The organism is Actinoplanes sp. NPDC026670, from assembly GCF_040638175.1.
In the GTDB taxonomy this organism is placed as follows: domain Bacteria; phylum Actinomycetota; class Actinomycetes; order Mycobacteriales; family Micromonosporaceae; genus Actinoplanes.
Genome location: NZ_JBEZXU010000059.1, coordinates 47,445 through 71,312, shown reverse-complemented (window position 1 = coordinate 71,312; position 23,868 = coordinate 47,445). Strand labels below are relative to the sequence as shown.

General features: G+C 71.3%; 22 protein-coding genes. 10 read left to right on the top strand and 12 right to left on the bottom strand.

Annotated features, from left to right (window positions below):
- Positions 1 to 313: 313 nt before the first annotated feature.
- Positions 314 to 469 (top strand): hypothetical protein, encoded by a 156-nt coding sequence (locus AB0E94_RS39710; protein ID WP_360337213.1) that lies wholly within the window; start codon positions 314 to 316, stop codon positions 467 to 469.
- On the opposite strand, the gene AB0E94_RS39705 is transcribed toward AB0E94_RS39710, so the two are convergent.
- Positions 470 to 1,117 carry an ElyC/SanA/YdcF family protein gene (locus AB0E94_RS39705; protein WP_360337211.1) on the bottom strand — a complete coding sequence of 216 codons (648 nt, stop codon included), beginning with the start codon at positions 1,115 to 1,117 and terminating at the stop codon, positions 470 to 472.
- Positions 1,118 to 1,402: 285 nt separating this feature from the next.
- Between AB0E94_RS39705 and AB0E94_RS39700 the strand changes: the two genes are divergently transcribed.
- Positions 1,403 to 4,486, top strand: coding sequence for a BTAD domain-containing putative transcriptional regulator (locus tag AB0E94_RS39700; protein ID WP_360337209.1), 3,084 nt, complete (start codon positions 1,403 to 1,405; stop codon positions 4,484 to 4,486).
- Here AB0E94_RS39700 and AB0E94_RS39695 read toward each other — a convergent pair.
- Genes AB0E94_RS39695 through AB0E94_RS39675 form a run of 5 tightly spaced genes read right to left on the bottom strand, consistent with a single transcriptional unit; the run spans position 4,412 to position 9,688 of the window.
- Positions 4,412 to 5,164, bottom strand: a complete 753-nt coding sequence (locus tag AB0E94_RS39695; protein ID WP_360337221.1) for an ABC transporter permease — start codon at positions 5,162 to 5,164, stop codon at positions 4,412 to 4,414. The two genes, AB0E94_RS39700 and AB0E94_RS39695, sit on opposite strands and share 75 nt — an antisense overlap.
- A 5-nt stretch (positions 5,165 to 5,169) precedes the next feature.
- Positions 5,170 to 6,135 carry an ATP-binding cassette domain-containing protein gene (locus AB0E94_RS39690; protein WP_360337207.1) on the bottom strand — a complete coding sequence of 322 codons (966 nt, stop codon included), beginning with the start codon at positions 6,133 to 6,135 and terminating at the stop codon, positions 5,170 to 5,172.
- Positions 6,136 to 6,172: 37 nt separating this feature from the next.
- Complete coding sequence (locus tag AB0E94_RS39685) at positions 6,173 to 8,281, bottom strand: esterase-like activity of phytase family protein (protein WP_360337205.1); 2,109 nt, start codon at positions 8,279 to 8,281, stop codon at positions 6,173 to 6,175.
- Between the two features lie 9 nt (positions 8,282 to 8,290).
- Positions 8,291 to 9,442, bottom strand: a complete 1,152-nt coding sequence (locus AB0E94_RS39680) for a glycosyltransferase 87 family protein (protein ID WP_360337203.1) — start codon at positions 9,440 to 9,442, stop codon at positions 8,291 to 8,293.
- Positions 9,443 to 9,466: 24 nt separating this feature from the next.
- Positions 9,467 to 9,688, bottom strand: coding sequence for a hypothetical protein (locus AB0E94_RS39675; RefSeq protein ID WP_360337201.1), 222 nt, complete (start codon positions 9,686 to 9,688; stop codon positions 9,467 to 9,469).
- 67 nt (positions 9,689 to 9,755) lie between these two features.
- Between AB0E94_RS39675 and AB0E94_RS39670 the strand changes: the two genes are divergently transcribed.
- Together AB0E94_RS39670 and AB0E94_RS39665 are read left to right on the top strand one after the other, a co-directional pair.
- Positions 9,756 to 10,196 carry a MarR family transcriptional regulator gene (locus AB0E94_RS39670; RefSeq protein ID WP_360337199.1) on the top strand — a complete coding sequence of 147 codons (441 nt, stop codon included), beginning with the start codon at positions 9,756 to 9,758 and terminating at the stop codon, positions 10,194 to 10,196.
- A 55-nt stretch (positions 10,197 to 10,251) separates the two neighbouring features.
- Positions 10,252 to 10,935, top strand: coding sequence for a hypothetical protein (locus AB0E94_RS39665; protein ID WP_360337197.1), 684 nt, complete (start codon positions 10,252 to 10,254; stop codon positions 10,933 to 10,935).
- A 15-nt stretch (positions 10,936 to 10,950) separates the two neighbouring features.
- On the opposite strand, the gene AB0E94_RS39660 is transcribed toward AB0E94_RS39665, so the two are convergent.
- Together AB0E94_RS39660 and AB0E94_RS39655 are read right to left on the bottom strand one after the other, a co-directional pair.
- Positions 10,951 to 13,902: a bifunctional [glutamine synthetase] adenylyltransferase/[glutamine synthetase]-adenylyl-L-tyrosine phosphorylase gene (locus AB0E94_RS39660; protein ID WP_360337195.1), complete on the bottom strand. Its 2,952-nt coding sequence runs from the start codon at positions 13,900 to 13,902 to the stop codon at positions 10,951 to 10,953.
- Complete coding sequence (locus tag AB0E94_RS39655) at positions 13,902 to 14,687, bottom strand: type 1 glutamine amidotransferase (protein WP_360337193.1); 786 nt, start codon at positions 14,685 to 14,687, stop codon at positions 13,902 to 13,904. The genes AB0E94_RS39660 and AB0E94_RS39655 overlap by 1 nt, the downstream gene beginning before the upstream one ends.
- A 34-nt stretch (positions 14,688 to 14,721) precedes the next feature.
- Between AB0E94_RS39655 and AB0E94_RS39650 the strand changes: the two genes are divergently transcribed.
- On the top strand, positions 14,722 to 15,645 hold the full coding sequence (locus tag AB0E94_RS39650; protein ID WP_360337191.1) for a zinc-binding dehydrogenase: 924 nt from the start codon (positions 14,722 to 14,724) through the stop codon (positions 15,643 to 15,645).
- Here the strand turns inward: AB0E94_RS39650 and AB0E94_RS39645 are convergent.
- Entirely contained in the window at positions 15,642 to 16,079 is a 438-nt protein-coding gene (locus AB0E94_RS39645; protein WP_360337189.1) for a GNAT family N-acetyltransferase, read from the bottom strand. The two genes, AB0E94_RS39650 and AB0E94_RS39645, sit on opposite strands and share 4 nt — an antisense overlap.
- A 92-nt stretch (positions 16,080 to 16,171) precedes the next feature.
- Here AB0E94_RS39645 and AB0E94_RS39640 point away from each other — a divergent pair, with 92 nt between their 5' ends.
- Positions 16,172 to 16,531 carry a VOC family protein gene (locus AB0E94_RS39640; protein WP_360337187.1) on the top strand — a complete coding sequence of 120 codons (360 nt, stop codon included), beginning with the start codon at positions 16,172 to 16,174 and terminating at the stop codon, positions 16,529 to 16,531.
- Positions 16,532 to 16,535: 4 nt separating this feature from the next.
- Here AB0E94_RS39640 and AB0E94_RS39635 read toward each other — a convergent pair whose 3' ends face one another.
- Positions 16,536 to 17,228 carry a WYL domain-containing protein gene (locus tag AB0E94_RS39635; RefSeq protein ID WP_360337185.1) on the bottom strand — a complete coding sequence of 231 codons (693 nt, stop codon included), beginning with the start codon at positions 17,226 to 17,228 and terminating at the stop codon, positions 16,536 to 16,538.
- Between the two features lie 56 nt (positions 17,229 to 17,284).
- Here AB0E94_RS39635 and AB0E94_RS39630 point away from each other — a divergent pair, with 56 nt between their 5' ends.
- Positions 17,285 to 18,433, top strand: coding sequence for a low temperature requirement protein A (locus tag AB0E94_RS39630; RefSeq protein WP_360337183.1), 1,149 nt, complete (start codon positions 17,285 to 17,287; stop codon positions 18,431 to 18,433).
- A 9-nt stretch (positions 18,434 to 18,442) separates the two neighbouring features.
- Here the strand turns inward: AB0E94_RS39630 and AB0E94_RS39625 are convergent, their stop codons facing one another.
- Positions 18,443 to 18,868: a DUF350 domain-containing protein gene (locus tag AB0E94_RS39625; RefSeq protein WP_360337181.1), complete on the bottom strand. Its 426-nt coding sequence runs from the start codon at positions 18,866 to 18,868 to the stop codon at positions 18,443 to 18,445.
- Positions 18,869 to 19,033: 165 nt separating this feature from the next.
- On the opposite strand from AB0E94_RS39625, the gene AB0E94_RS39620 reads away from it, so the two are divergent.
- Positions 19,034 to 19,669 carry an RNA polymerase sigma factor gene (locus AB0E94_RS39620; RefSeq protein ID WP_360337179.1) on the top strand — a complete coding sequence of 212 codons (636 nt, stop codon included), beginning with the start codon at positions 19,034 to 19,036 and terminating at the stop codon, positions 19,667 to 19,669.
- The gene (locus AB0E94_RS39615) at positions 19,666 to 20,460 is read left to right on the top strand and encodes a hypothetical protein (protein ID WP_360337177.1); all 795 of its coding nucleotides are present in this window, start codon (positions 19,666 to 19,668) and stop codon (positions 20,458 to 20,460) included. The genes AB0E94_RS39620 and AB0E94_RS39615 overlap by 4 nt, the downstream gene beginning before the upstream one ends.
- Before the next feature lie 202 nt (positions 20,461 to 20,662).
- Here the strand turns inward: AB0E94_RS39615 and glnA are convergent, their stop codons facing one another.
- Entirely contained in the window at positions 20,663 to 22,015 is a 1,353-nt protein-coding gene (gene glnA, locus AB0E94_RS39610) for a type I glutamate--ammonia ligase (protein ID WP_360337175.1), read from the bottom strand.
- Positions 22,016 to 22,128: 113 nt separating this feature from the next.
- On the opposite strand from glnA, the gene AB0E94_RS39605 reads away from it, so the two are divergent.
- On the top strand, positions 22,129 to 23,859 hold the full coding sequence (locus tag AB0E94_RS39605; RefSeq protein WP_360337173.1) for an NAD+ synthase: 1,731 nt from the start codon (positions 22,129 to 22,131) through the stop codon (positions 23,857 to 23,859).
- Positions 23,860 to 23,868 lie beyond the last annotated feature (9 nt).

Here is a 23,868-nt window from a genome sequence, read left to right as displayed (position 1 = left end):
CGGATCCTGTCTCGACAAACCGGAACCTAAGGCCTGCAACGGCGTGCGCCTGTCTAAACCCCTCAAACCACCCACACATACGACCGGAGAGCCGGAAAGTCGTGCAAGATCCGCGAGCGGCGAGGCGTTGCCGGAGCAAGCGTTGCGGCCGAACAGGCGTTGCGGCCGAGGAGGCGTCATCCGTCTGAGGGCTGTCCTTTTCAAGGTGAGGTGGCTGCGCAGAAGACTCCTGTCCCGCCGAACTCCACAAGATCGAGAAGTGGGTCGTGGGCGGCGGTGCCGGTGATTGTTCCGGGCGCGCACACTGAGACGTATGGAGCTCTTTCTCTTCGTGACCCTGATCGGTGTCATCGCGGTGGGTGCGCTCGTCGTGGCCCTGCGGACGCGTCAGGCGCCGCCCCTCCCGCCGACCGACGACCTGCCCGACAACCCGGCCAAATTCAGCGGTGGTTCGACGCCGGGCAGCTGATCAGTGGTAGGAGCGCCGGCCGAGCAGACCGGCGAGCTGCCAGAGACGTTCGGCGCGCCTGGTGGCCGCGGTGATCGCGGTGGCCGGGTCGGCGGGCAGGCCGGCGAGGATCAGCCGGCTCACCGGCACGGCCAGCGGGTTCTCGCGGGGTGCGCCGCCGGGGACGACGACGCCCAGGTAGGGGCGACGCAGCGTGCGTGGGGCGACGACCGACAGGATCCGCCGCAGGTGTCCACGCTGGGCGACGATCGCAACCGGACGGTCGTCGCCGAAGTGGCCCTCGTGCTCGGCCCGAAGCAGGTTGGTGACGGTGTCGACGGAGTGCCGTTCGACGCGGAGCACCGCCGGGTCAGCGCCGGCCGCCAGGAGCCAGACGCGCATCAGGTCGGCCTCGGGCACTCCCTGGAACGTCTCGCCGCCGGTCTGGACGGTCTCGCCCTTGCGGTCGGCAGGTGACTTGTAACCCGAGCAGACGACGACGCCACCCGGCGACAGTGCGGAGTGGACGGCCAGGGCGGTGCAACAGCGGTCGGCGCCGCCGGGGGTGAGACCGGACGCGTCATGGTTCCGTCCGTGGCCCGGCACCAGCACGTGCGCGACCTGAGAGAGGGAGAGGCCGGGCGTCCCGGGCATCACCTCGAACTCCACGGGACAAGTCTGCCAGGCCGGCCGAAGCAGAGCCGGACGACCGACGGAAAGCGGCCGACCGAAGAAGACCCGGACGACCAAAGCAAAGCGGCCGACCGAAGCAGACCCGGACGACCAAAGCAAAGCGGCCGACCGAAGCAGACCCGGACGACCAAAGCAAAGCGGCCGACCGAAGCAGACCGGGACGACCGAAGGAGACCGGGACGACCGAGTGAGGCCAAGAGGCCAGGAGACCGGGGCGGCCGAAGGAGACTCGGAGTGCGTGTGGACGGCAGAATCGACCGGGTGGAGATCGCAGTGCTCGGGCCGGTCGAGGTCCGGGACGGGGACGGGGCGCTTCTGCCGGTGGCGGGAGCGCGGCTGCGTACCCTCGTGGTCCTGCTCGCCCTGGACGCGAACCGTGAGGTGACCGCGGACCGGTTGATCGACGGCGTCTGGGGTGACTCGCCGCCCGCGGCTGCGGCGAACGCGCTGCAAGCGCTGGTCTCCAGGTTGCGGCGGGCCGTGCCGGGCCTGGCCGTGGCGGCCACCCCGGCCGGATATCGCCTGGTCGCCGACCCGGAGACGGTCGACGCGCACAGGTTCGCCCGGGATCCGGCGGGGATGCTCGGTCTGTGGCGCGGCGACCTGGAGTTCCCGGAGGTGGCGCGGCCGGAGGCGGTCCGGTTGGAGGGGCTGCGGCTGGCGGCGCTGCGGCGGCGGCTGGCCGCGGAGATGGGCCGCCGTGACGTGGTGCCCGAGCTGGAGGCGCTGGTGGCGGCGTATCCGCTGGACGAGCCGCTGGCCGCGCTGCTGATCCGGGCGTTGCGGGAGGCCGGGAACCGAGGCCGGGCGCTGGAGGTGTTCGAGCAGGCCCGGCGGCGGCTCGGCGAGCAGCTGGGGGTGGATCCGTCGGCCGAGCTGGCCGGTCTGCATCTGGAGCTGCTGCGGGAACCGGATGCCGCGGAGGGCAATCTGCCGGCCGAGGTGAGCAGCTTCGTCGGCCGCGCCGACGACGTGCGCGCGGTGCGCGCCCTGCTCGGCGGGCACCGGCTGGTCACCCTGACCGGTCCGGGTGGCAGCGGCAAGACGCGGCTGTCGGTCGAGGTCGGCGGTTCGGTTCCGGGTGCGGTGTGGCGGGTGGAGCTTGCTCCGGTACGGGACCCGGCCGAACTACCGCAGACGATCCTGTCCACGCTGCGCCTGAGTGGTCCGGCGCTGCGCCGGGCGGAGCCGGCCCCGCCGCTGGCCCGGTTGCGGGAGGCGCTGGCCGGCCGGGAGATGCTGCTCGTTCTGGACAACTGCGAGCACCTGATCGAGGCCGCCGCCGAGGTGGCCGACGTGCTGTTGCGGGCGGCGCCGCGGCTGCGGTTGCTGGCGACGAGCCGGGAGCCGCTGGGGATCGCCGGTGAGCGGCTGTTCCCGGTGGAGCCGCTGGCCCTGCCGCCGGCCGGCGCGGATCTGGCGACGGCGGCCTCGTCCCCGGCCGTGCAGCTGCTCCTGGAGAGGACCTCCGGTTTCACGCTGACCAGCGAGAACACCGATTCTGTGGTACGGATCTGCCGCGCTCTGGACGGCATGCCGCTGGCGATCGAGCTGGCTGCGGCCCGGCTGCGTACCCTGCCGGCGGCGGTGCTGGCCGACCGGCTCGCCGACCGGTTCCGGCTGCTGACCGGTGGCAGCCGTACCGCGCTGCCCCGGCACCGCACGTTACGCGCGGTCGTCGACTGGAGCTGGGATCTGTTGTCCGCCGACGAGCGGCGGGTGTGGCAGCGGCTGGCGATGCTCCCCGGTGGGGCGGACGTGACCGCGGTGGAGCGGATCTGCGGCCCGGACCTGGATCCGCCGGCCGCCCTGGTCGACAAGTCGCTGCTGGTCCTGGGCCCGGACGGGCGGTACCGGATGCTGGAGACGATCCGTGAGTACGGGCTGGAGCGGCTGGCCGAGGCGGGTGAGACGGAGGCGGTACGGCGTACCCTCATCGCGCATCTGATCGATCTGGCCCGGGAGGCCGAGCCGCATCTGCGCCGCGCCGATCAGCTGTCCTGGCTGCGCCGGCTCAGTGCCGAGCATGACAATTCGCACGCGGCGGTCCGGGACGCGGTCGCCGCCGGTGACCGGCTGAACGCGACGACGCTGGTGGCGAATCTGGGCTGGTACTGGTGGCTGAACGGGCATCGCACCGAGGGCGCCCGGCTGTGCGCCGAGGTGATCGCCTTGCCGGGCCCGGCCGACCAGGGCGATCTGGCGCTGGCGTACGTGTTCGCCGCGCTCAACGGTGTCGAGGGCCCGATGGAGTTCGACGAGGTGAAGGCCCTCTTTCAGACGGCCGATCGGCTGGCGGCCGGGGTGCAGCACCGGCATCCGGCGTTGCGCCTGCTCAGCCCGCTGGCGGCGATCTATTCGCAGTCGCCGGAGGCCCGGTACGGCGGGGCGGAACAGTTGATCGACGATCCGGATCCGTGGCTGCGGGCGATCTCGCGGATGCTGGTCGGCCAGGTCCGTCTCAACATGGGCGAGCCCGCGGAGGTGGCCGAGGCCGATCTGCGGGCGGCCCTGGACGGGTTCCGGTCGATCGGGGAGCGCTGGGGTATCGGTTTCACGCTGAGTTCGCTGGCCGATCTGACCGCGGCGCGTGGTGACTTCACACAGGCGCTGGCCTGGCAGCGGGAGGCGATGGCACTGCTGGAGGAGGTGGGCATGCGGGAGGATCTGCCGCAGCTCGCCGTGAAGACGGCCCATCAGGTGTGGCTGAGCGGCGAGCCGGAGGAGGCGCGCCGGCTGTTGAAGCGGGCCCGGGAGTTCGCCCGCGAGGTCGGCATTCCCGAGGTGATGGCGTCGGTGCACCACTGTCATGCGGTGATCGCCCTGGCCGAGAACGATCTGGAGGCGGCCCGGGAGCACAACGAGACGGCGATCCGGCTGATCGACAGGTCGACGTTCGCGCCACAGTTCCGGGCCATGGCGCACAGCACGGGCGCGCTGATCGAGGGCGCCGCCGGCAATCTGGCGCTGGCCCGGGCGGATCATCGGGAGGCGATCCGGATCGCGGTGGAGATGAGCGACTCACCGGTGATCGCCCAGGTGCTGGCCGGGATCGCGGACCTGGCGCTGCGGGAGGGCGATCCGGAGCGGGCCGCGTATCTGCTGGGCGCCGCGGACTCGGTGCGCGGATCCCGGGACCGGACGGTCGAGCAGGCGGAGCGGACTTTCCGGGAAACCCGCGCCGCCCTGGGCGACGCGGGTTTCGACGCGGCCTACCGCCGGGGCGACGGGGTGACCATGGCGACCGCTCTGACCGCGAGTGGTCTGGAGTCAGATCCGCCGGCGGAAGGCACGGACCGACAGCGGGGCGAAGACCACCAGGAATCCGGCCGCCCACAGCAGTGACCGGGTGACCGGTCCGGCGACCGGGCCGCCACTGAGCAGCCCGCGGGTGGCGTCGGCCAGGATGGTGGTCGGGTTGACGTCGGCGAACGTGCGCAGCCAGTCCGGCATGGTGTCCGGGTCGACGAACGCGCCGCTCGCGAAGGTGATCGGGAAGAGCAGCACGAACCCGAAGATCTGCACCTTCTCCGGTTCGCTGACCAGCATCGCCACCAGCACCGACATCCAGGATGCGGCGAAGGCGAACCCGAGCAGCAGGCCGAACACGGCGAGCACCTGCACCGGGCCGGTCTCGATCCGGAAACCCAGGACCATGCCGAGTACGAGCAGCAGCGTGACCGCCCACGCCTGCTTGATCACGTCGGCGACGATCCGGCCGGCCAGCGGGGAGAACCTGGCGATCGGCAGTGACCGGAGCCGGTCGAAGACGCCTTTGCTGATGTCGGTGTTCAGGCCGACGCCGGTGTTCAGGGTGGCGAAGAGCAGGTTCTGCACGATGATGCCGGGCAGTGCGTAGGTGAGGTACTCCCCCGGCGTGTCGGCGATGGCGCCGCCGAACACGTACGTGAAGAGCAGCAGGAACATGATCGGCTGGACGCTGAAGTCGAACAGCTCGAACGGGTTGTGCTTGATCTGCACCAGGGTCCGCCAGGCGAGGGTGGCGGTGTTGCGCAAAGCCATGGTCGTCACGAGTGCCCTCCGGTCAGGCTGAGGAAGACCTCGTCGAGGCTGGGGCTGCGCAGGGCCAGCTCGGCCACTGACAGGCCGTGCTCGTCCAGGTCACGGACCAGTTTGGCGAGCGCGCCGGGGTCGCTGACCGGGGCGGTGACGACCTCGCCTGCTACGTCGACGGGCCCGGTGGCGACCCGGCCGACCGCGTCACGGACCCGGTGCAGCTCGTCGGCGAAGGCCGGGCGGACGGTCACGGTCTGCGCGCCGGTCCGGGCCTTGAGCTGGGCCGGGGTGCCGGTGGCGATGACCCGGCCGTGGTCGATCACCACGATCTCGCCGGCCAGCTGGTCGGCCTCGTCCAGGTACTGCGTGGTCAGCAGCACCGTGGTGCCGCCGGTGACCAGGCCACGGACGATGTCCCACACCTCGTTGCGGCTGCGCGGGTCCAGGCCGGTGGTGGGCTCGTCCAGATAGAGGATCCGCGGGTCGCCGACCAGGCTGGCGGCCAGGTCGAGGCGGCGGCGCATGCCACCGGAGTACTTTCCGGCGGCCCGCTTCGCGGCGTCCGTGAGTTCGAAGCGTTCCAGCAGCTCAGCGGCTCGGGCGCGGGCGGCCCGGCGGGACAGGCCGAGCAGCCGGCCGATCATCAGGAGGTTCTCGGCGCCGTTCAGGGTCTCGTCGACCGAGGCGTACTGGCCGGTCAGCCCGATCAGCTCACGGACCTCGTGCGGCTGCCTGACCACGTCGAAGCCGCCGACCTCGGCGTGCCCGGCGTCCGGGCGGATCAGGGTGGCCAGCACCCGTACCGCAGTGGTCTTCCCGGCCCCGTTCGGCCCCAGCAGACCGAGGACCGTGCCCGGGCGCACGGCCAGGTCGACGCCGTCCAGGGCGGTGGTGTCGCCGAAGCGTTTCACCAGCCCTTCGGCGCGGATCGCATAGGTGGTGTCCATGCCGGACACCGTGCCCGGCGGAGCTGACATGGCGCTGATACGACGATCAGCGCCATGTCAGGTCACGTCAGAGCAGCCGGCCCAGGTCCAGGAAGACCGTCTCGCCGGTGCTGTCGTCGAGCCCGTCGTTGTCGGTGACGGCGTAGGTGCGGCCGTCTCCGGCGACGGCGAGGCCCTCGACCTTGTCCTGCACCCAGCCGCCGTCCGCCTTGAGCAGCGGCAGCAGGTCCTTGACCAGCTTCTTCGTCACGGTCGGGGTGCCGGTCCAGGACTTGGGCACATCGAACGTGTAGATCCGCTTGATCGCGGCGAGGGTGCCTCGCTGGTTGTCGCGCTCGATCACGGCGAACGTGTTGTGATCGACGGCGACCAGCTCGGACAGGCCGACCCAGCCGGTGGGCGCGGTGTCGAGCGGGTAGAGCAGCCACGACCAGGTCTTGGTGACCGTGTCGTAGCGGCCGATCCGGGCGGTGTCAGCCGGGTCGCCCTTGATCGGGCGCTGGACGGCCACCCACACCGATCCGCCGACCTCGGCGATGCCCTCCAGGCCGTTGCTGGTGACCGCAGCCGCCACGTCGGCGGGCAGGGGGATCTCCTCCTGTACGCGAGCGCGCGCGTCCAGGCGTACCAAAGTATTGGTGCCCTCGACGGCCAGCCAGTAACCGCCTGCCTTGCGCACGACGAGTCCTTCGGCGTCGTAGCCCACCGGCTCTCCGTCCTTGGTGACGGTCAGCTCGCTGTCGATGACGCCGCCGGTGGTGAGACCGAGGATGCGGGTCGGCGTGTAGACGGCGTCGGTGACGCTGGCGAGCCGGTCTCGGCGGCCGGGAACCGCCGAGAGCGCGGAGAGCGCGCCCCACGGAATGTCGTTCTTCGACACGACCTGCTCGTTGCGCGGCGTGCCGAAGCCGTAGACCTGGACGGTGCCGCGGATGCCGATCGAGGCGTCCTCCTCCTCGGAGGAGACGACGACCAGGTTGCGCGACGGGACCGCGACGACGCCCTCGGGGCCGTTCGTGGTCGGCAGGAGCTGCCGGAACTTCGGCTTGGCCGGGTTCGACACGTCGTAGACGGCGGTGAAGTTGCCGCGCTCGGAGTTGACGAAGACGTACGGGGTCCGGTTGAGGACCGCGAACGCGACGTTCTCCGCCTCGATGCCCTTGGCGTCGGAGCGCTTGTCCGGGTACTGGCCGTGGGCGGCGGCGATGTGTTCCAGGCTGTTGCCGGCGTCCCAGACGACCTTGCCGGTCTTCTTGCTGAAGATCGACCAGCCGCGCGAACCGCCCTCGTAGTCGCCCTCGTTGGCGGTGGCGAACAGGTCGTCGTTGATCCAGGCGACACCGTCCGGCTCACGCTTGGCGGTGATCGTCCCGGTCAGTTCGATCTTGTCGTCATCGAGGGTGTCGACGCCGGTGACGGTGACCGTGCCGGCGTCGATGCTGCGAATGATCTTGCCGGTGCGCAGGTCGACCACGACGAGGTGGTTGTTCTCCTGGAGTGAGACCACGGCCTCGTCATGGGAGTTGATGCTGACGTACTCGGGCTCCGGGTCGGTCGGGGCCAACTTGGACAAATCGGACAAATCAACACGCGAGCTTGTCCATGTGCGAGTGTCGATCACGGCCAGCCAGCCGGCCGGGGCCTGCGGGATCGCGCCGTCGTTGACGTCCTCGTCACGCTCGTTCTCGATGGCGACGGCAATGTAGCGGCCGCTCGGCGCGACGGCGACCGAGTCGGGCTGGCCGCCGAGGTCGATCTCCCGCTGCACCACGCGGGACTTGGCATCGATCACGACGAGCTTGCCGGACGGCGAGGTGAAGCTGGTCCGGGTGTTGACGCCGGCGAGCAGCAGGCGGCCCAGGTGGGCCACCGAGGTGGGCTCGCCGCCGACGGCCAGGGTGCCGGCCGGCTTCGGCGCGGACGGGTTGCTGATGTCGACGAAGCCGAGGCGCTTGCCGGGGCTGTCGGTGTAGACGACCGTGCGACCGTCCTCGGTGACGGTCGAGATCTCGGCTGCCGCAGTGTCGTCGATCGACGAGTTCAGGTAGGCCGGAAAGGTGGCGAGCCGGCGGAATTCTTCGGAGCGGCCGTGCGCGGCCGCCGCGGTGGGCACGGCGGCCACCGCGGCCACGGCCACGACGGAGACAACCGCCGAGGTGGTACGGCGTAGAGACATGACCTCTGCCTACGCGATGATCTTGACCTTCGCGTGGATATCAGACGAACGACTGATGCCCACAGGTGTCCAGAGCAGCAGAGCCAGGCCGAACCAGACATAAACGTTGGCGCCGAGCAACTCCATCGGCGGGGTCGGCGGTTTCTCCCACAGCCAGGTGAGGTGCGAGGTCATCAGCAGGTAGGCGGCCGCACCGAGGGCGAACCGCACCCGGTCGGAGTCGAACAGGAACAGGCACCGCACCAGCGCCGGAATCACCCACACCCAGTGGTGGATCCAGGTGACCGGGCTCAGCAGGCAGCCCACGATGCCGGTCAGCGCCAGCCCGCCGAGCACGTCGTCAGGCGCCCGCGCCACCCGCCACGCCCACAGCGCCAGAGTCGCCAGCACGCACACCAGCCACACCTTCGACTCGATCATGTCGATCGGCAGCCGGGCCAGGAACCCGCGCTCGGACTGGTTGGACACGATGTGGAGGACACCGACCCGGTTGGTGTCCCACAGCGCCGACGTCCAGAACTCGCGGGACTCGTCCGGGAAGAGCGCGCCGGCCAGCAGGGTGACCCCGGTGGCCGTGCCGACCGCGGTGCCCAGGGCCCGCCAGCGCCGGGTCACCAGCAGGTAGAGGATGAAGACACCGGGGGTCAGCTTGATCGCGGTGGCCAGGCCGATGCCGACGCCGGCCCATTTGCGCCCCTTGCCCAGCCCGAGGATCATGTCGCCGGCCACCAGGGCCAGCAGCAGCGTGTTGACCTGGCCGAAACTGATCGTCTCGCGGACCGGCTCGAAGGACAGCGCCAGGCAGAAAGCGATCGCGAAGGCGAACTTGACCGGCCAGCCGCGGCGCTGGATCTCCGGCCCAGCCAGCCACCACACCAGCAGGCCGGTGGTGACCACGGTGCCGGCGGTGGCCAGGATCATCACCATCAGCAGCGGCAGCACCGCCATCGGGGACATCACCAGGCCGGCGAAGGGCGGGTAGGTGAAGCCGTACGGCGTACCGGGGCGCAGGAAGTCGTAGACCATGCCGCCGTCCCGGAACCAGTACACGATCGCCCCGTGATAGACCCGGGAGTCGAAGTACGAGTTACGGAACACCGCGAGAACGACGAGTCCCACCGTGATCGACGCCAGGCCGATGACCATCGCTTTTCGCTTCATGCAGCACTTTCCACGCCGCCGACACTACCGTGGCGGCGCAGCCCGCCCGGCGCGCTTGCGCTCGCGCTGCTCACGGGTGTATCGCTTCCGGTTCGCCAGGTCGCGCTTCCACTGCTCGCGGGCGAACTCGGAGGCGCCGTGCACCGCGCCCTCGGTCTGGGCCGGGCCGATCATCGAGCGGAAGAACCAGTCGTCGAACGTCCGGTGGAACCAGGCCTTGAACCTCGACCCCGTTGATTTCGACACGACGCCTCCCGACAGACCGTTGGTGTGCCAATCATTTGTACACCAACTATTGGTAGGCTGACCACCGATGAGTGACCCGGTCCACGACCCCCTGGCGCTGGAGCAGCAGGTCTGCTTCGCGATGTCGGTGGCCGCCCGCAGCGTCGTGGCGATCTACCGTCCCCTGCTCGAGCCGATGGGCCTGACCCACCCGCAGTACCTGGTGATGCTCGCCCTCTGGCAGCACTCCCCGCTGTCCGTGCGCCGCCTCAGCGAGCTGCTGCAACTCGACCCGGGCACGCTCTCGCCCCTGCTCAAGCGCCTGGAGGCGATCGGCTACCTGCGCCGCGAGCGAGACCGGGCCGACGAGCGCAGCCTGGCGATCACGCTGACCGAGCGGGGCCGGGCGCTACGGGCCGACGCCGAGAGGATCCCGCCGGCCGTGGTCGAGCGGCTCGGCATGCCGATCGAGGAGCTTCGCCGTGTGCACGAGGCGCTCACCCGGGTGATAGCCGCCGCGACCGGGTGAATCACCGCCCCATCCATCAGCCTCCGTCGTTGAGCACGACGGGAGGACGAGCCGGATGTGGACCTGTGTCAACTGCGGTGCGAGTAACAACGGTGTGCGGGACGAGTGCCGGGTCTGCTCCGCGGTCTGGATCCGGTCGACCTGGATCCCGGAACCGGCCGACCCCGCTCCCCCGCCCAGCCGGCTGCTGCCGGCCCTGCCGATCCTGATCCTCGTCGGCTCCCTGGCGACGGCCGCGGTGCTCGGCGGCCCGCGCCTGATCGGGACCGGGAAACCCCGGACCCAGCAGGCGACCATGCGCAGCGCCCCGCCGGCCCTGGAGAGCATCCCCACCAGCCTGGTCAGGGTGCATCCCGGGGTCGGTCACCCACGCGCGACAGCGGTGGCGGTCATGCTCGACACCTACTTCCGCGGCATAAACGAGCGCGACTACGCGGCCGTCGCGACCGTCCTCGACCCGGCCGGCGACCTCGATCCCGGTGTTCCGGGCCAGCTGAAGGCCTTCGCCGACGGCACGTCGACCAGTCATGACTCCGACGTCGTGCTGCACGGCCTGACCGGGGTGGCGTCCGGGCGGCTCCGGGCCGAGGTGAGCTTCCGCAGCGTGCAGAAGGCCGGGCACGGGCCACCGGGACGGCTGGCCGAGACGTGCACCCGGTGGGAGGCCGTCTACCTGCTCACCGCCCACGGCGCCGGTTACCGGATGCTGCGGGGCGACGCCACGAACCGGCCGTGCTGATCAGCCGGTTCGCGATCAGCTCTCCAGCACCCGTTCCATCGCCGCCCGGGAACGCCTGGTCAACCGCAGGTACCGGTCCACGAACTCACCCGGGTCACCGCCGCCCAGAAGGAGCACCGCGCCCGCCAGCTCGACCCCGTGCCGGGGCAACTGGTCGGTGGGCCGGCCGCGAACCAGCGTCAGGGCGTTACGCACCTGCGCCGCGAGCGTCCACCCGGCGGTCATCTCGGCCGCGTCGGACTCGGTGATCTGCCCGCCCTCCGCCGCCGCGGCCAGCGCCTCCAAGGTCCGGGTCTTACGCAGCTCCGGAACCGCGTGCGCGTTGCGCAGCTGGGTGACCTGCACCGCCCACTCGACGTCGGCCAGGCCACCCCGGCCCAGCTTGGTGTGCGTGTTCGGGTCGGCCCCGCGGGGCAGCCGCTCGGTCTCCACCCGGGCCTTGATCCGCCGGATCTCGATCACCTGCTCGCGGGTGAGGCCACCCACCGGATAGCGGACCCCGTCGGCCAGCGCCTCGAAGCGCCGGCCCAGCTCGGTGTCGCCGCAGACCAGCCGGGCCCGCAGCAGCGCCTGCGCCTCCCACACCTTCGACCAGCGGTCGTAGTACTGCCGGTAGGCCTGGAGGCTGCGCACCAGCGGACCCTGCCGGCCCTCCGGGCGCAGGTCGGCGTCGACACCGAGAGCCGGGTCCGGGGCGGGCGCGTTGAGCAGGCGGCGCATCTCCTCGGCGATCGCGTGCGCGGCCGCGCTGGCCTCCCCCTCCGGGATCCCGCCCGGCGGCTCGTAGACGAACAGCACGTCGGCGTCGGACGGGTAGCTCATCTCGTAGCTGCCGAGCCGGCCCATGCCGATCACCGCGAACCGCAGGCCCTCCGGCGCCGGTTTGGCCCGCCGCGCGATCCGCAGCGCCGCGTTCAGAGTCGCGTCGGTCACGTCGGACAGCGCCATCCCGATCGCGTCCACCCCGAGCGGGCGGTCCGGGGCCAGGTCGCCGCCCTGGCTCAGGATGTCGGCGCAGGCCAGCCGGAACAGCTCCCGGCGGCGCAGCGCCCGGACCGCGGCGATCGCCTTGACCGGGTCGGTGTGCCGGTCGCCGGCCGCGGCGAACCCGTCCAGCAGCGACTCCCGGGGCCGGGGCTGCAACTCGGCGTCCTCGGCCAGCAGGCGCAGTGCCTCCGGGTCACGGGTGAGCAGATCGGTGGCGTACCGGGACAGGCTCAGCACCCGGGCCAGCCGGCGGGCCACCGGGCCGGCGTCACGCAGCAGACGCAGGTACCACGGCGTGCTGCCCAGTTTGTCCGACACCTGGCGGTAGTTGAGCAGGCCACGGTCCGGTTCCGGGGAATCCGCGAAGTCCTGGAGCAGCATCGGCAGCAGGGTCCGCTGGATCGCCGAGGTCCGGGTCACGCCACCGGTCAGCGCCTCCAGATGGCGCAGAGCGCCCACCGGATCGGCGAAACCGAGGATCTCCAGGCGGCGGCGGGCCGACTCCGGGGTCATCCGCAGTTCCTCGGCCGGCACCCGGGCGACCGCCTCCAGCAGCGGGCGGTAGAGCAGCTTCACGTGCAGGCGGCGGACGTTGGCGGCGTGACCCACCCAGTCCGAGCGGAACGACTCGACGGCGTCCCGGCCGGGCAGGGCGGTGTAGCCGAGGGCGGCCGCGAGCCAGCGCAGCCCGGCTGGATCGTCCGGCACGGTGTGCGTACGTCTGAGGTGTTGCAGTTGGAGCCGGTGCTCGACGCCGCGCAGGAAACGGTAACCACGCAGCAGCGTCTCGCCGTCCTCGCGGCCGACGTAGCCGCCGGCGACCAGGGCGCGCAGCGCCGGGAGCGTCCCGCCGCAGCGCAGCGTCTCGTCCACCCGGCCGTGCACGAGCTGGAGCAGCTGCACCGCGAACTCGATGTCGCGCAGCCCGCCCGGACCGCGTTTTATCTCGCGGTCCAGCTCCTTCTTCGGCACATTGTCGATGATCTTGCGGCGCATGTCGCGGACGTCGGCGACCGCCTCGGGCCGCTCGGCGGCATGCCAGACCAGCGGCGCCAGATCGGCGATCCACTCCTGCGCCAGCGCCAGGTCGCCGGCGGCCGGCCGGGCCTTGAGCAGCGCCTGGAACTCCCAGGTGCGGGCCCAGCGGCGGTAGTAGGCCTGATGGCTGGCGAGGGTGCGGACCAGCGGGCCGCGGCTGCCCTCGGGACGCAGCGCGGCGTCCACCGGCCAGGCCACCTGCCCGCAGATCTCGATCAGCCGGGCGGCGATCGTGGTGCCGGCCGACAGGTCCTCGTCACCGGCGGCCACGAAGATCACGTCGACGTCGGAGACGTAGTTGAGCTCGTTGCCGCCGCACTTGCCCATCGCGACGACCGCGAGGCGCGGCTCCGGCGTCGCCGCCGGCAGGCCGGCGACGGCGATCGCGTAGGCGGCGGCCAGGGTCTCGTCGGCCAGCCGGGACAGGGCGTCCATGGTGGGTTCCAGACCGCGGCCCGCCGTCAGGTCGGCGGCGGCGATGCGCAAGAGCGAGATGCGGTACGCGGTACGCAGTGCCGGCACCGTCAGCTGATCGAAATCGGCCAGCCCGCCGTCGGCATCCGGGGGCATGCCGCTCGGCCCGGTCGCCAGCGCCCGCCACTGCCCCGGATTGGCCACCAGATGATCGCCGAGCGCCGACGACGCCCCGAGCACCGCGATCAGCCGTCGCCGCAGCCCGTGGTCGGTGGCCAGCGTGCCGAGCAGGTCCTCCGGTTTCGTGCCGGCGCGCTCGGCCGACTCCGCCACCCGGTGCAGCTGGCGCAGCGCCAGGTTGGGGTCGGCCGCCTTGGAGAGCGCGTCCAGCAGCACGACCGCCTGCTCGTCGACCGGGGCCTGCGCCTCGGTGTCCCACAGCCGCAGCCCGCCCGGCCCGAGCAGGTCGATGGCACGGGCGCCGTTGTCGGCGAAACCGTACCGGGCGAGGCGGGTGGGCCTGGTCATCACTGCCCCAGCAGTGGCAGCGTCCGGCCGGCGCCGGCGTCCGGGATGTCGGCGCCGGCGAGCCTGCCGTGGGCCAGCTCGGCGAACCGGACCGCGAACGGCTGCCACACCTCCTCCACGTCGGCGAGCACCGCGACGGTGGCCGCCACCACGGCCTCCTCGTCGTAGCCCAGCTCGGCCAGGCCGTCGCTGTCCGACCGTGCCCAGTCGGCGATCATCGCGGCGTCGCACTCGATGTGGAACTGCAGGCCCCAGGCCCGGTCGCCGATCCGGAACGCCTGGTTCGGATAGCGGGTGGAGGCGGCCAGCAGCACCGCGCTGGCCGGCAGCTCGGTGATCTCGTCACGGTGCCACTGGAGCACGTCGGGCAGCAGCGGCACCCACTTGAACAGCGGGTCGTTGTCGGCGGCGTCGCGCTTGGCGACCAGGCCGGGGCCGATCTCCGGACCGGCGGTGCTGCGCTCCACGGCGCCGCCGTGCGCCCGGGCCAGCAGCTGCCCGCCCAGGCAGACGCCGAGCGTGGGCACCCGGAACCGGACCGCCTTGCGCAGCAGCCCCTCCAGCGCCGGGAACCACGGCGCGCCCGGCACACCCGTGGTGTCCGGGAACGCGTTCTGATCACCGCCCAGCACGATCAGCGCCAGATAGCCGTCCAGGTTGTCCGGCAGCTCGTCGCCGGCGTGCGGCCGGAGCACGGTGAGCTCCAGCCCACCCTCGGCCAGCCAGTCCCCGAGCCGGCGGAGGTCGTCGCTGGGGTCGTTCTCGATGACTAGTGCGGTGCCCACAGGTTGAGGCTATCCGAGCGGGTATGAATGGGGCATGCTCGCCGCTGTCATCACCGCGTTCGGCGGGCCCGGCGTGTTCGCGCTGACCGAGGCGCCGGAACCCGGGGGCGATGTCGTCGACGTGACGCTGGCCGGGGTGAACCACGCCGACGTCCACCGGCGGCGCGGGGAGTACGAGAGGCCGCCCCTGCCCGCCGTGCTCGGCGCCGACGTGGTGGGCCGCCGCCGGTCGGACGGCCGGCGGGTGGCCGCGCTGCTGCGGGCCGGCGGTGGCTACGCGCAGGTCGCCCCGGCGCACCATGTGGTCGAGTTGCCCGGCGACGTGGGCGACGAGCAGGCCCTCGCCGTGCTGGAGCAGGGACTGACCGCGTGGCACAGCCTGCACACCCTGGGCCGGGTCGGCGCCGACGACGTCGTGGTGATCACCGCGGCCGCCGGCGGGGTCGGTCACCTGGCCGTCCAGCTGGCCCGGGCGGCCGGGGCCCGGGTGATCGGGCTGGCCTCGTCACCGGCGGAACGCGCGTTCCTCACCGGGCTGGGCGCGCACGCGTGCGCCGACTCGAACCATCCGGACCTGGGCGCGGCCCTCGACGAGACGCCGACCCTGGTGCTGGACAGTGTCGGCGGGCGCACCTTCGAGCAGTTGCACGGGGCGCTGGCGCCGTTCGGGCGGATCGTGGCGTACGGCGGGGCCGCCGACATGCCGAACACGGTCGCGGTGGACGATCTGATGACCGCGTCGACCGGGGTGCTCGGGTTCCGGCTCCAGCGGGTCCTGGACGACGAGGAGCTCTACCGGTCGAGCGCGGCACGGCTGTTCCACCTGGCCGGCCGGGGCCTGCTGTCCGCCCGGATCGGTGGACGGTACCCACTGTCGGCGGTCGGGCGGGCGCACGCCGATCTGGAGAGCCGGACCACCTCGGGCAAGCTCGTGATCGACGTACACCGCCTGGTCTAGGGTCTCCACCTCGCGACGACCTCGTCGTCCTCGGTCTCGCCGGTCTCGGCGAAGCCCATCGAGAGGTAGAGGTCGCGGGCCGCGGTGTTGGCCGGCTGGTAGCTGAGCGCCACGTTCGGGGTGCCCGGCTCGGCGATCAGCCGCTCACGGAGCTGCCGGACCGTCTCGCGGCCGATGCCCCGCCGCTGCTGTCTCGCGTCCACCACGAGGCCGCCGATCCACCGGCTGCCGTCGTCGTCGACGCCCCAGATCACGAACCCGACCACGATGCCGCCGCGGACCACGGCGAGCGGGTTCCAGGTGTCGCCGTAATGGCACATGCAGAGGTAGTAGGTGACCTCCGCGACGAATCGCTCCTGGTCCGGGTGGACGGTGAGCGCGGCGCAGTCCCGCCAGTTGTCCGGGGTGACCGGTTCGAGGCTGATGTCTTCCATTCGGGTGATCTTGCCAAAGCCGGGAAACACCGACAGGACGGTGTCGGGCCGGGGCTCCAGAGTGAGGGAGTTCCGAACGAAGGAGAGAGATCATGTCCGCAGTGAACGGAATCGCCTGGTTCCAGATCGGCACCGACCAGCCGGAGGAGGCCGAGCAGTTCTACGGCGGCCTGTTCGGGTGGACGTTCGACCGGGCCGTGCCCGGGTACCGGATCATCACCACACCGGCCGAGGACGGCATCCAGGGCGGTCTCGCCGACACCGGTGGCCAGGGGCCGAACCACGCCGTCTTCTCGGTGCAGGTCACCGACACCGACGCCACCTGCCGGGCAGCCGAGGCGGCCGGCGGCAAGGTGCTGGTCCGGCGCCGGTCGGCGGCCGGGATCGAGATCGCCCACCTGCTCGACCCGTCGGGCAACCAGTTCCAGGTGTTCCAGCCGCCGGCTGAATAGCGGGTCAGGTCAGGCTCAGCGGGCGCAGCCGGTGGGGGATGTCCACGCCGGCCTCGCTGAGCGACCGTGGTGGCGCCGACTCGCGGGTCGGCGTCACCGAACTGATCCGGTCGGCCCGGAAGACCCGCACCCCGTCGCGCAGCCGGCAGAAGGCGATCAGATACCACCGCTCGTTGACGCCGACATAACCGAGCGGCTCGATGTCGCGCAGGGTCACCGCGCCGAACCGGTCGGCATAACCGATCCGGAGCACGCAGCCCACCGGCAGCGGGCCGCCGGCCAGGCGCGGCAGGCTGATCGGGGTCGTGTCACCGGCCAGCTGGATCCGCCCGGCCAGGTCGTGGGCGGCGGCCACATCCTCCGGGCGCATCGCGGCGAGCACCTTGCGCAGCGCGGTGGCGGCCGGTTGCCGGAACGGGGTGCCGGCCATGCTGCGCAGGGCCAGCGCCATGGCGACCGCCTCCTCCGGCGTCAGGTTGACCGGTGGCAGGGTGTGCGCGCGATCCAGGCAGTAGCCGCCGGTGCGGCCCGGCTCGGCCCAGATCGGGGTGCCCGACTGCTGTAGCGCCGAGATGTCCCGCTCGACCGTGCGCACGCTCACCTCGAACCGCTCGGACAGCCAGCGGGCGCTGCGTGGCCGCGGGGCGACCGCCCGCAACTCCTCGACGAGCGCATACAGCCGATCGGTTCGATTCACCCCACGACCCTAAATCGGGGGTACGACAGAACGCGCGCTGTCCTAAGCTGCGCGCCATGACGCAGCAGCAGTCCGCGGCGATCCGGGTCTCCACACTGGAGCTCTTCTTCGACCTGGTATTCGTCTTCACCGTCACCCAGCTGGCCGACGCGCTCACCCATGACCTGTCCCTGGCCGGCCTGCTCGACGTGACGCTGATCCTGTTCGTGATCTGGTGGATGTACTCGGGATACGCGTGGCTGACGAACGCGGTGGCCCCGACCACGACGACCCGGCGGACGCTGCTGCTCGGTGGGATGGCCGGCTTCCTGGTGATGGCGCTGGCCGTGCCGGAGGCGTTCGGCGCGTACGGCTGGATCTTCGGCGCCAGCTACGTGGTGGTGAACGTCGTGCACCTGGTGCTGTTCCTCCAGGCCGGCCCGGCCGCCCGCCGGATGATGCGCACTCTCGGCCCGCTCAACCTGCTGGCCGCGGCGCTGGTGGTGGCCGGTGGCCTCCTGCCCGAGCCGTGGCGTCACCTGTGCTGGGCGGCGGCGCCGCTGGTGCAGATCGTCGCCGGTTATCTGAACCCGGCCGAGATGCACTCGATCACCGCGGGTCACTTCGTCGAACGGCACGGCCTCGTCATGATCATCGCGATCGGTGAGTCGATCATCGCGATCGGCCTGGGCTTCCGCGACGTGCACCTGGACGGCGGGGCGATCCTGGTCGCCGTCCTCGCCCTGGCCATCGCCTACTACCTGTGGTGGTACTACTTCGCCGGCGACGACAAGCGGGCCGAGCACGTGCTGGCCGGGACGTCCGATCCGGCCCGGCGCGCCCGGCTCGCGCTGAACGCCTGGTACTACGCGCACCTGCCGATGCTGCTCGGCATCGTGGTCGCGGCGGTCGGTATCAAGAAGACGGTCGGGCATGCCTTCGAGCCGCTGCACTGGGGGCCGGCGATCGCCCTCTCCGGCGGCGTGGCGATCTACCTGATCGGGCACGCCGCCTTCGTCCGGCTGCTCGGCATCCCCGGAGCCGGGTACCGGCTGGCAGCGGCCGCGCTGGTGCTCGCGACCGTGCCGCTGGGGCACCTGGTCGCGGTGGCCCAGCTCGCAGCGGTCCCGCTGATTCTGGCGGGCGGGGCGATCGCCGAGGATCTGCCCCGCATCCGCCGTCTCGGGCCGGCCGCCGCGATCGGTGACTTCGGCCGCGGCGAGTGAACAGGTGGGTCAGGCGATGCAGGCGCAGACGATCAGCGCAGCCCCGAAGTGGGAGGCGGCACTGACCAGGGCGCCCGGGTGCCGGTCCGGGGTGCAGATGACCTCGCCCAGCTTGCCCGGGGTCAGCCAGTCCAGCACCAGGAAGGCCAGGCCCATGATGCCGATGCCGATCACGCCGAACAGCGCGGTCGAGGCCAGCCCCTGGCCGAACGAATCGTATGTGGTGAAGATCGAGGTGAAGACGATGGCGGCGATGCCCAGCTGGTTCGACGCCAGCAGCAGCGCCGCGTTCGGGTTGCGCTCCACCCAGATCAGATCGCGCAGCTTGCCCGGGGTGAGCACGTCGATCAGAACGAAGCCGACAGCCATCAACATGATGCCGACGCCGCCGAACACTATGCTGCGCCCGGCACCCTCAAGCAGATCTTCGAGCACGACTTCTCCCTAGTCAGATGTGGTCCGCACAAGACCGTATCGGAGCGGATCTACCGAGTCGATCGGACGCCGGACGCCACGGTGACGTTTTTTCATCAGTCGGCGCTGTACCAGGGGAGCCCGCATGCGGTGTGCGGGGCCGAAGTGAGGCGCGGAGGTCGTTGGATGGTGGCACCGGAGGGCCTCGACGCGGTCGTGCAGGCGGCACAGCGGGGTGACGAGGAGGCGTTCCGCCTGCTCTACCGCACCCAGCAGCCGGCCCTGCTGCGCTACCTGCGGGTCCTGGTCGCCGAGGACGCCGAGGACGCCGCCTCCGAGGCCTGGCTCCAGATCGCCCGCGACCTGCGAAATTTCTCCGGCGACTGGGACGGCTTCCGGGGCTGGACCGCCACCATCGCCAGGCACCGCGCCATGGACCTGCTCCGCGCCCAGCGCCGCCGGCCACAGGCGAGCGCCCCGGTCGAGTTTCTGACCGAGCTGAGCGCCTCCGACGACACCGCCGACCGGGCCATGGAACTGGTCACCACCGACGCCGCGCTGGCGCTGATCGCGACGCTGCCGCCGGAACAGGCGGAGGCGGTGATGCTTCGGGTGGTGGTCGGGCTGGACGCCACCACCACCGGCAAGATCCTCGGGCGGCGGGCCGGCGCGGTCCGTACCGCCGCCTACCGGGGGCTCAAACAGCTCGCCGCCCGGCTCCCTCCGCCGGCGCCCCAGCGCCCACCGGAACAACGCCGGACATCCGCCTGGACCAACCCGGTGACAACTTCGGCGGCCGCGGCGCTGAAGGAGATGAGATGACCAGCCCCGAGGAGTGGAGCGAGATGGACCGGAGGACCGCGGACCGCCTGTTGCGCGGCGACCGTTCCGGGCACCCGCTCGACCAGGTGCTGGCCGCCGCCACGGCGCCCGCGACCGCACACGAGCTGGCCGGTGAGGCCGACGCGATGGCCGCGTTCCGGGCCGCCGCGCACGCGCCCGCCCCACGCCGGCGTTCCTCGATGCTGCGGTCGGCGGTGGCCCGGCTGCTCACTCTCAAGGTCGCGGTGGTCGCCCTCGGCACCTCGGCGACCATAGGGGGTGTGGCCCTGGCCGCCAACACGGGTGCCCTGCCGGGACCGCTCGGCGAGGACTCGCTCACCGTGTCCGCCCCGGCCAGCCAGGCGGGCCCGCAGACGCCGAGACAGGCCGTGTCCACGATGCCGCAGCCCGCCGCCACCCCCACGATGTACCCGGACCGGGTGGCCGAGCTCTGCCAGGAGTTCACCCTCCACGACCGGGACACCCGGACGCGGGCCCTCAACGACGGCCGCTTCGGCGAGCTGGTGAAACGAGCCGGGGAGAAGGACCGCGAGCGGGTCGAGCAGTTCTGTGGCAGCCGGCCCCGCAACAGCACCTTCGGCGGCACGTCCAGCCCCCGCCCGGACTACCCCAACCAGTCGAGCTACCCGGCCTATCCCGATCAGCCGGGTGGCTACGACGACAAGGACGACGAACAGCGCCCGGACGACCAGGGCGGCGGCCAGTGGTCGCCGAAACCACGGCCGAGCGCCAGCGCGAGCCCCAGCACCAGTCCGGGGCCGCGCAGATGAAGCCGGCACCCGGCGGACCGGATCTGGGGAACGGGCGGTCCGCCGGGTGCCTTTAACGGTCGGTTGTCGGTAAGGGTCGCCCCCACCCAGCGACCGGCAACCGCACCAGCCAGGCGGTGACGGCTCGGACACCGTCGCCGCCTGGCGCCTCATACAGAAAGGGCCTTCCCGATCCGGGAAGGCCCTTTCTGGTACGCCTGACTTACAGGGCGCCGAGGTAGCGCTGCCGCTCGTACGGCGTCACCTCGCGGCGGAACTGCTCCCACTCCTGGCGCTTGTTACGCAGGAAGAAGTCGAAGACGTGCTCGCCGAGCACCTCGGCGATCAGCTCGGAGCCGGACATCACGTCGATCGCCTCGGACAGGTTCTCCGGGAGCGCCTCGTAGCCGGCGGCCTTGCGCTCGGCCGGGGAGAGCGACCACACGTCGTCCTCGGCGCCGGGGGGCAACTCGTACCCCTCCTCGATGCCTTTCAGGCCGGCGCCGAGCATGACCGCGAAGGCCAGGTACGGGTTGGCCGCCGAGTCGATCGAGCGGACCTCGACGCGCGCCGAGTTGGGCTTGCCGAACGCCGGGACGCGGACCAGCGCCGACCGGTTGAGGTGGCCCCAGCTGACGAACGCCGGGGACTCGGTGATCCGGTCCGGCAGTTGAAGCGGGAACAGCCGCTTGTACGAGTTGACCCACTGGTTGGTGACGGCCGTGTACTCCCGGGCGTGCACGAGCAGACCGGCGATGAACGACCGTGCCGTCTTCGACAGCTTCTGCGGGTCCTCGCTGTCGTAGAAGACGTTGCGCTCGCCCTCGAACAGCGACAGGTGGGTGTGCATGCCCGAACCGGGCTGGTCGGTGTACGGCTTCGGCATGAAGGTGGCCTTGACGCCCTGCGAGAGCGCCACCTCCTTGACCACGTGCCGGAACGTCATGATGTTGTCGGCCGTGGTGAGCGCGTCCGCGTAGCGCAGGTCGATCTCCTGCTGGCCGGGCGCGACCTCGTGGTGGCTGAACTCGACCGAGATGCCGATCCGCTCCAGGGCCAGCACGGCCTGCCGGCGGAAGTCGCGGGCCACCGCGTGGGTGGTGTGGTCGAAGTAGCCGCCGGTGTCGACCGGGACCGGCACCGAGCCGTCGTTGGCCCCGTCCTGGATCAGGAAGAACTCGACCTCGGGGTGGGTGTAGAAGGTGAAGCCCTTCTCCGCGGCCTTGGCCAGGGCGCGCCGCAGCACGTGGCGCGGGTCGGCCCAGGCGGCGCTGCCGTCGGGCAGCAGGATGTCGCAGAACATCCGGGCGCTCTCGCCGGAGACGCCGCCCTCGAACGGGAAGACCTGGAACGTGGTGGGGTCGGGCATGGCCACCATGTCCGACTCGTAGACCCGGGCGAAGCCCTCGATCGCGGAGCCGTCGATGCCGATGCCCTCCTCGAAGGCGGACTCCAGCTCGGCCGGGGCGACCGACACGCTCTTCAGCGTGCCGAGCACGTCGGTGAACCAGAGCCGGACAAAACGGATGTCGCGCTCCTCGAGCGTGCGAAGCACGAACTCCTGCTGTCGGTCCACTGCCACCCCTCGTTCGGAGGTCTACCTATCGAGCCGAGAGTACGCTGACCTCCTCCTGTGACGTCCGCCCGGGTCGGGATCAGGAGGCCCCGACAGGGGGAAGAATGTGGGGCATGCCCACGTTGCGCATCGCTCTCGCTCAGGTGAACTCGACAGTCGGTGACATTCGCGGCAACGCGGAGTCGGTCCGGCGCTGGTCCCGGGAGGCGGCGGACGCCGGAGCACACCTGGTGGCCTTCCCGGAGATGATGCTGACCGGTTATCCCATCGAGGACCTGGTCTTCCGTAACTCGTTCGTCGAGGCGTCCCGTGCGGCGCTCCAGGCCCTCGCCGCCGACCTGGCCGCCGACGGTCTGGGCGAGCTCGCCGTCGTGGTCGGTTACGTGGACGCCGACGGCCCACCGGCGATCAGCTCCGACGCCGTCCCCGGCAGCGGCCGGCGTGACGCGTCCGCCCTGCTGCACCGGGGCGAGGTCGTGGCCACCTACTTCAAGCACCACCTGCCCAACTACGGCGTCTTCGACGAGGACCGGTATTTCGAGCCCGGCGACACGCTGACCGTGGCCCGGCTCGGTGGGGTCGACGTGGCGCTGACCGTCTGCGAGGACATCTGGCAGGCCGGTGGCCCGTTCACCGCCGCCCGGCAGGCCGGGGTTGGGCTGGTGGTCAACATCAACGCGTCGCCGTACGAGATGAACAAGGACGACGTGCGGCTCGCTCTCGTGCAGCGGCGGGCCGTCGAGGCGAGGGCGGCGGTCGCGTTCGTCAACATGGTCGGCGGGCAGGACGAGCTGGTCTTCGACGGCGATTCGATGATCGTTTCGGAAACCGGGGAACTGCTGGCCCGCACCGGGCAGTTCAGCGAGGAGCTGCTCGTACACGACCTGGATCTTGATCGTAAGGAACCGGAGCCCGGGCCCCCTGCGCTCAAGATCGACCGGGTGGCGACCGACGTCGTCCTGACCCCGCCGGCCGACACCAGGCAGGGCGGCATCGCCGAGCGGGTCGAAGACGCGGCCGAGATCTGGTCCGCCCTGGTCCTGGGCCTGCGCGACTACGTGAACAAGAACCGGTTCCGCTCGGTGATCTTCGGCCTGTCCGGTGGCATCGACTCGGCCGTGGTCGCCGCGATCGCCGTCGACGCGCTCGGCCCGGACCGGGTGACCGGCGTCTCGCTGCCCAGCGGCTTCTCCTCCGACCACTCCCGGGACGACGCCGCCGACCTGGCCAAACGCACCGGCCTCGACTACCGCACCGAGCCGATCCAGCCGATGGTCGACGCGTTCCTGGCGAACATGTCGCTGTCCGGCCTCGCCGTGGAGAACCTCCAGGCCCGGGTCCGCGGCGTGATCCTGATGGCGCTCTCCAACCAGGAGGGGCACCTGGTCCTGACCACCGGCAACAAGAGCGAGCTGGCGGTCGGCTACTCGACGCTCTACGGCGATTCGGTCGGCGGGTTCAACCCGCTCAAGGACGTGCCGAAAACCATGGTGTGGCAGCTCGCACGGTGGCGGAACACACAGCCCGGCACGCCCCCGATCCCGGAGAACTCGATCACCAAGGCGCCCAGCGCCGAGCTGCGCCCGGACCAGAAGGACTCGGACTCGCTGCCCGACTACGAGATCCTCGACCCGATCATCAAGGGCTACGTCGACCAGGACCTGGGCCGCGACGAGCTGATCGCGGCCGGCAACGATCCGGCCCTGGTGGACCGGACACTGCGCATGATCGACCTGGCCGAGTACAAGCGGCGGCAGTCGGCGCCCGGCACCAAGATCTCCGGCAAGGCGTTCGGCCGTGATCGTCGTCTCCCTATTACCAACCTGTTTCGTGAGGGTGTTTAAAACCCCGGA

Coding starts and splice junctions, on each gene's coding strand:
- AB0E94_RS39710 (WP_360337213.1), top strand. CDS start 314: ATGGAGCTCTTTCTCTTCGTGACCCTGATCGGTGTCATCGCGGTGGGT.
- AB0E94_RS39640 (WP_360337187.1), top strand. CDS start 16,172: ATGTCCGCAGTGAACGGAATCGCCTGGTTCCAGATCGGCACCGACCAG.
- AB0E94_RS39650 (WP_360337191.1), top strand. CDS start 14,722: ATGCTCGCCGCTGTCATCACCGCGTTCGGCGGGCCCGGCGTGTTCGCG.
- AB0E94_RS39695 (WP_360337221.1), bottom strand. CDS start 5,164: ATGGCTTTGCGCAACACCGCCACCCTCGCCTGGCGGACCCTGGTGCAG.
- AB0E94_RS39645 (WP_360337189.1), bottom strand. CDS start 16,079: ATGGAAGACATCAGCCTCGAACCGGTCACCCCGGACAACTGGCGGGAC.
- AB0E94_RS39630 (WP_360337183.1), top strand. CDS start 17,285: ATGACGCAGCAGCAGTCCGCGGCGATCCGGGTCTCCACACTGGAGCTC.
- AB0E94_RS39690 (WP_360337207.1), bottom strand. CDS start 6,135: ATGTCAGCTCCGCCGGGCACGGTGTCCGGCATGGACACCACCTATGCG.
- AB0E94_RS39685 (WP_360337205.1), bottom strand. CDS start 8,281: ATGTCTCTACGCCGTACCACCTCGGCGGTTGTCTCCGTCGTGGCCGTG.
- AB0E94_RS39660 (WP_360337195.1), bottom strand. CDS start 13,902: ATGACCAGGCCCACCCGCCTCGCCCGGTACGGTTTCGCCGACAACGGC.
- AB0E94_RS39615 (WP_360337177.1), top strand. CDS start 19,666: ATGACCAGCCCCGAGGAGTGGAGCGAGATGGACCGGAGGACCGCGGAC.
- AB0E94_RS39620 (WP_360337179.1), top strand. CDS start 19,034: ATGGTGGCACCGGAGGGCCTCGACGCGGTCGTGCAGGCGGCACAGCGG.
- AB0E94_RS39680 (WP_360337203.1), bottom strand. CDS start 9,442: ATGAAGCGAAAAGCGATGGTCATCGGCCTGGCGTCGATCACGGTGGGA.
- AB0E94_RS39665 (WP_360337197.1), top strand. CDS start 10,252: ATGTGGACCTGTGTCAACTGCGGTGCGAGTAACAACGGTGTGCGGGAC.
- AB0E94_RS39605 (WP_360337173.1), top strand. CDS start 22,129: ATGCCCACGTTGCGCATCGCTCTCGCTCAGGTGAACTCGACAGTCGGT.
- AB0E94_RS39670 (WP_360337199.1), top strand. CDS start 9,756: ATGAGTGACCCGGTCCACGACCCCCTGGCGCTGGAGCAGCAGGTCTGC.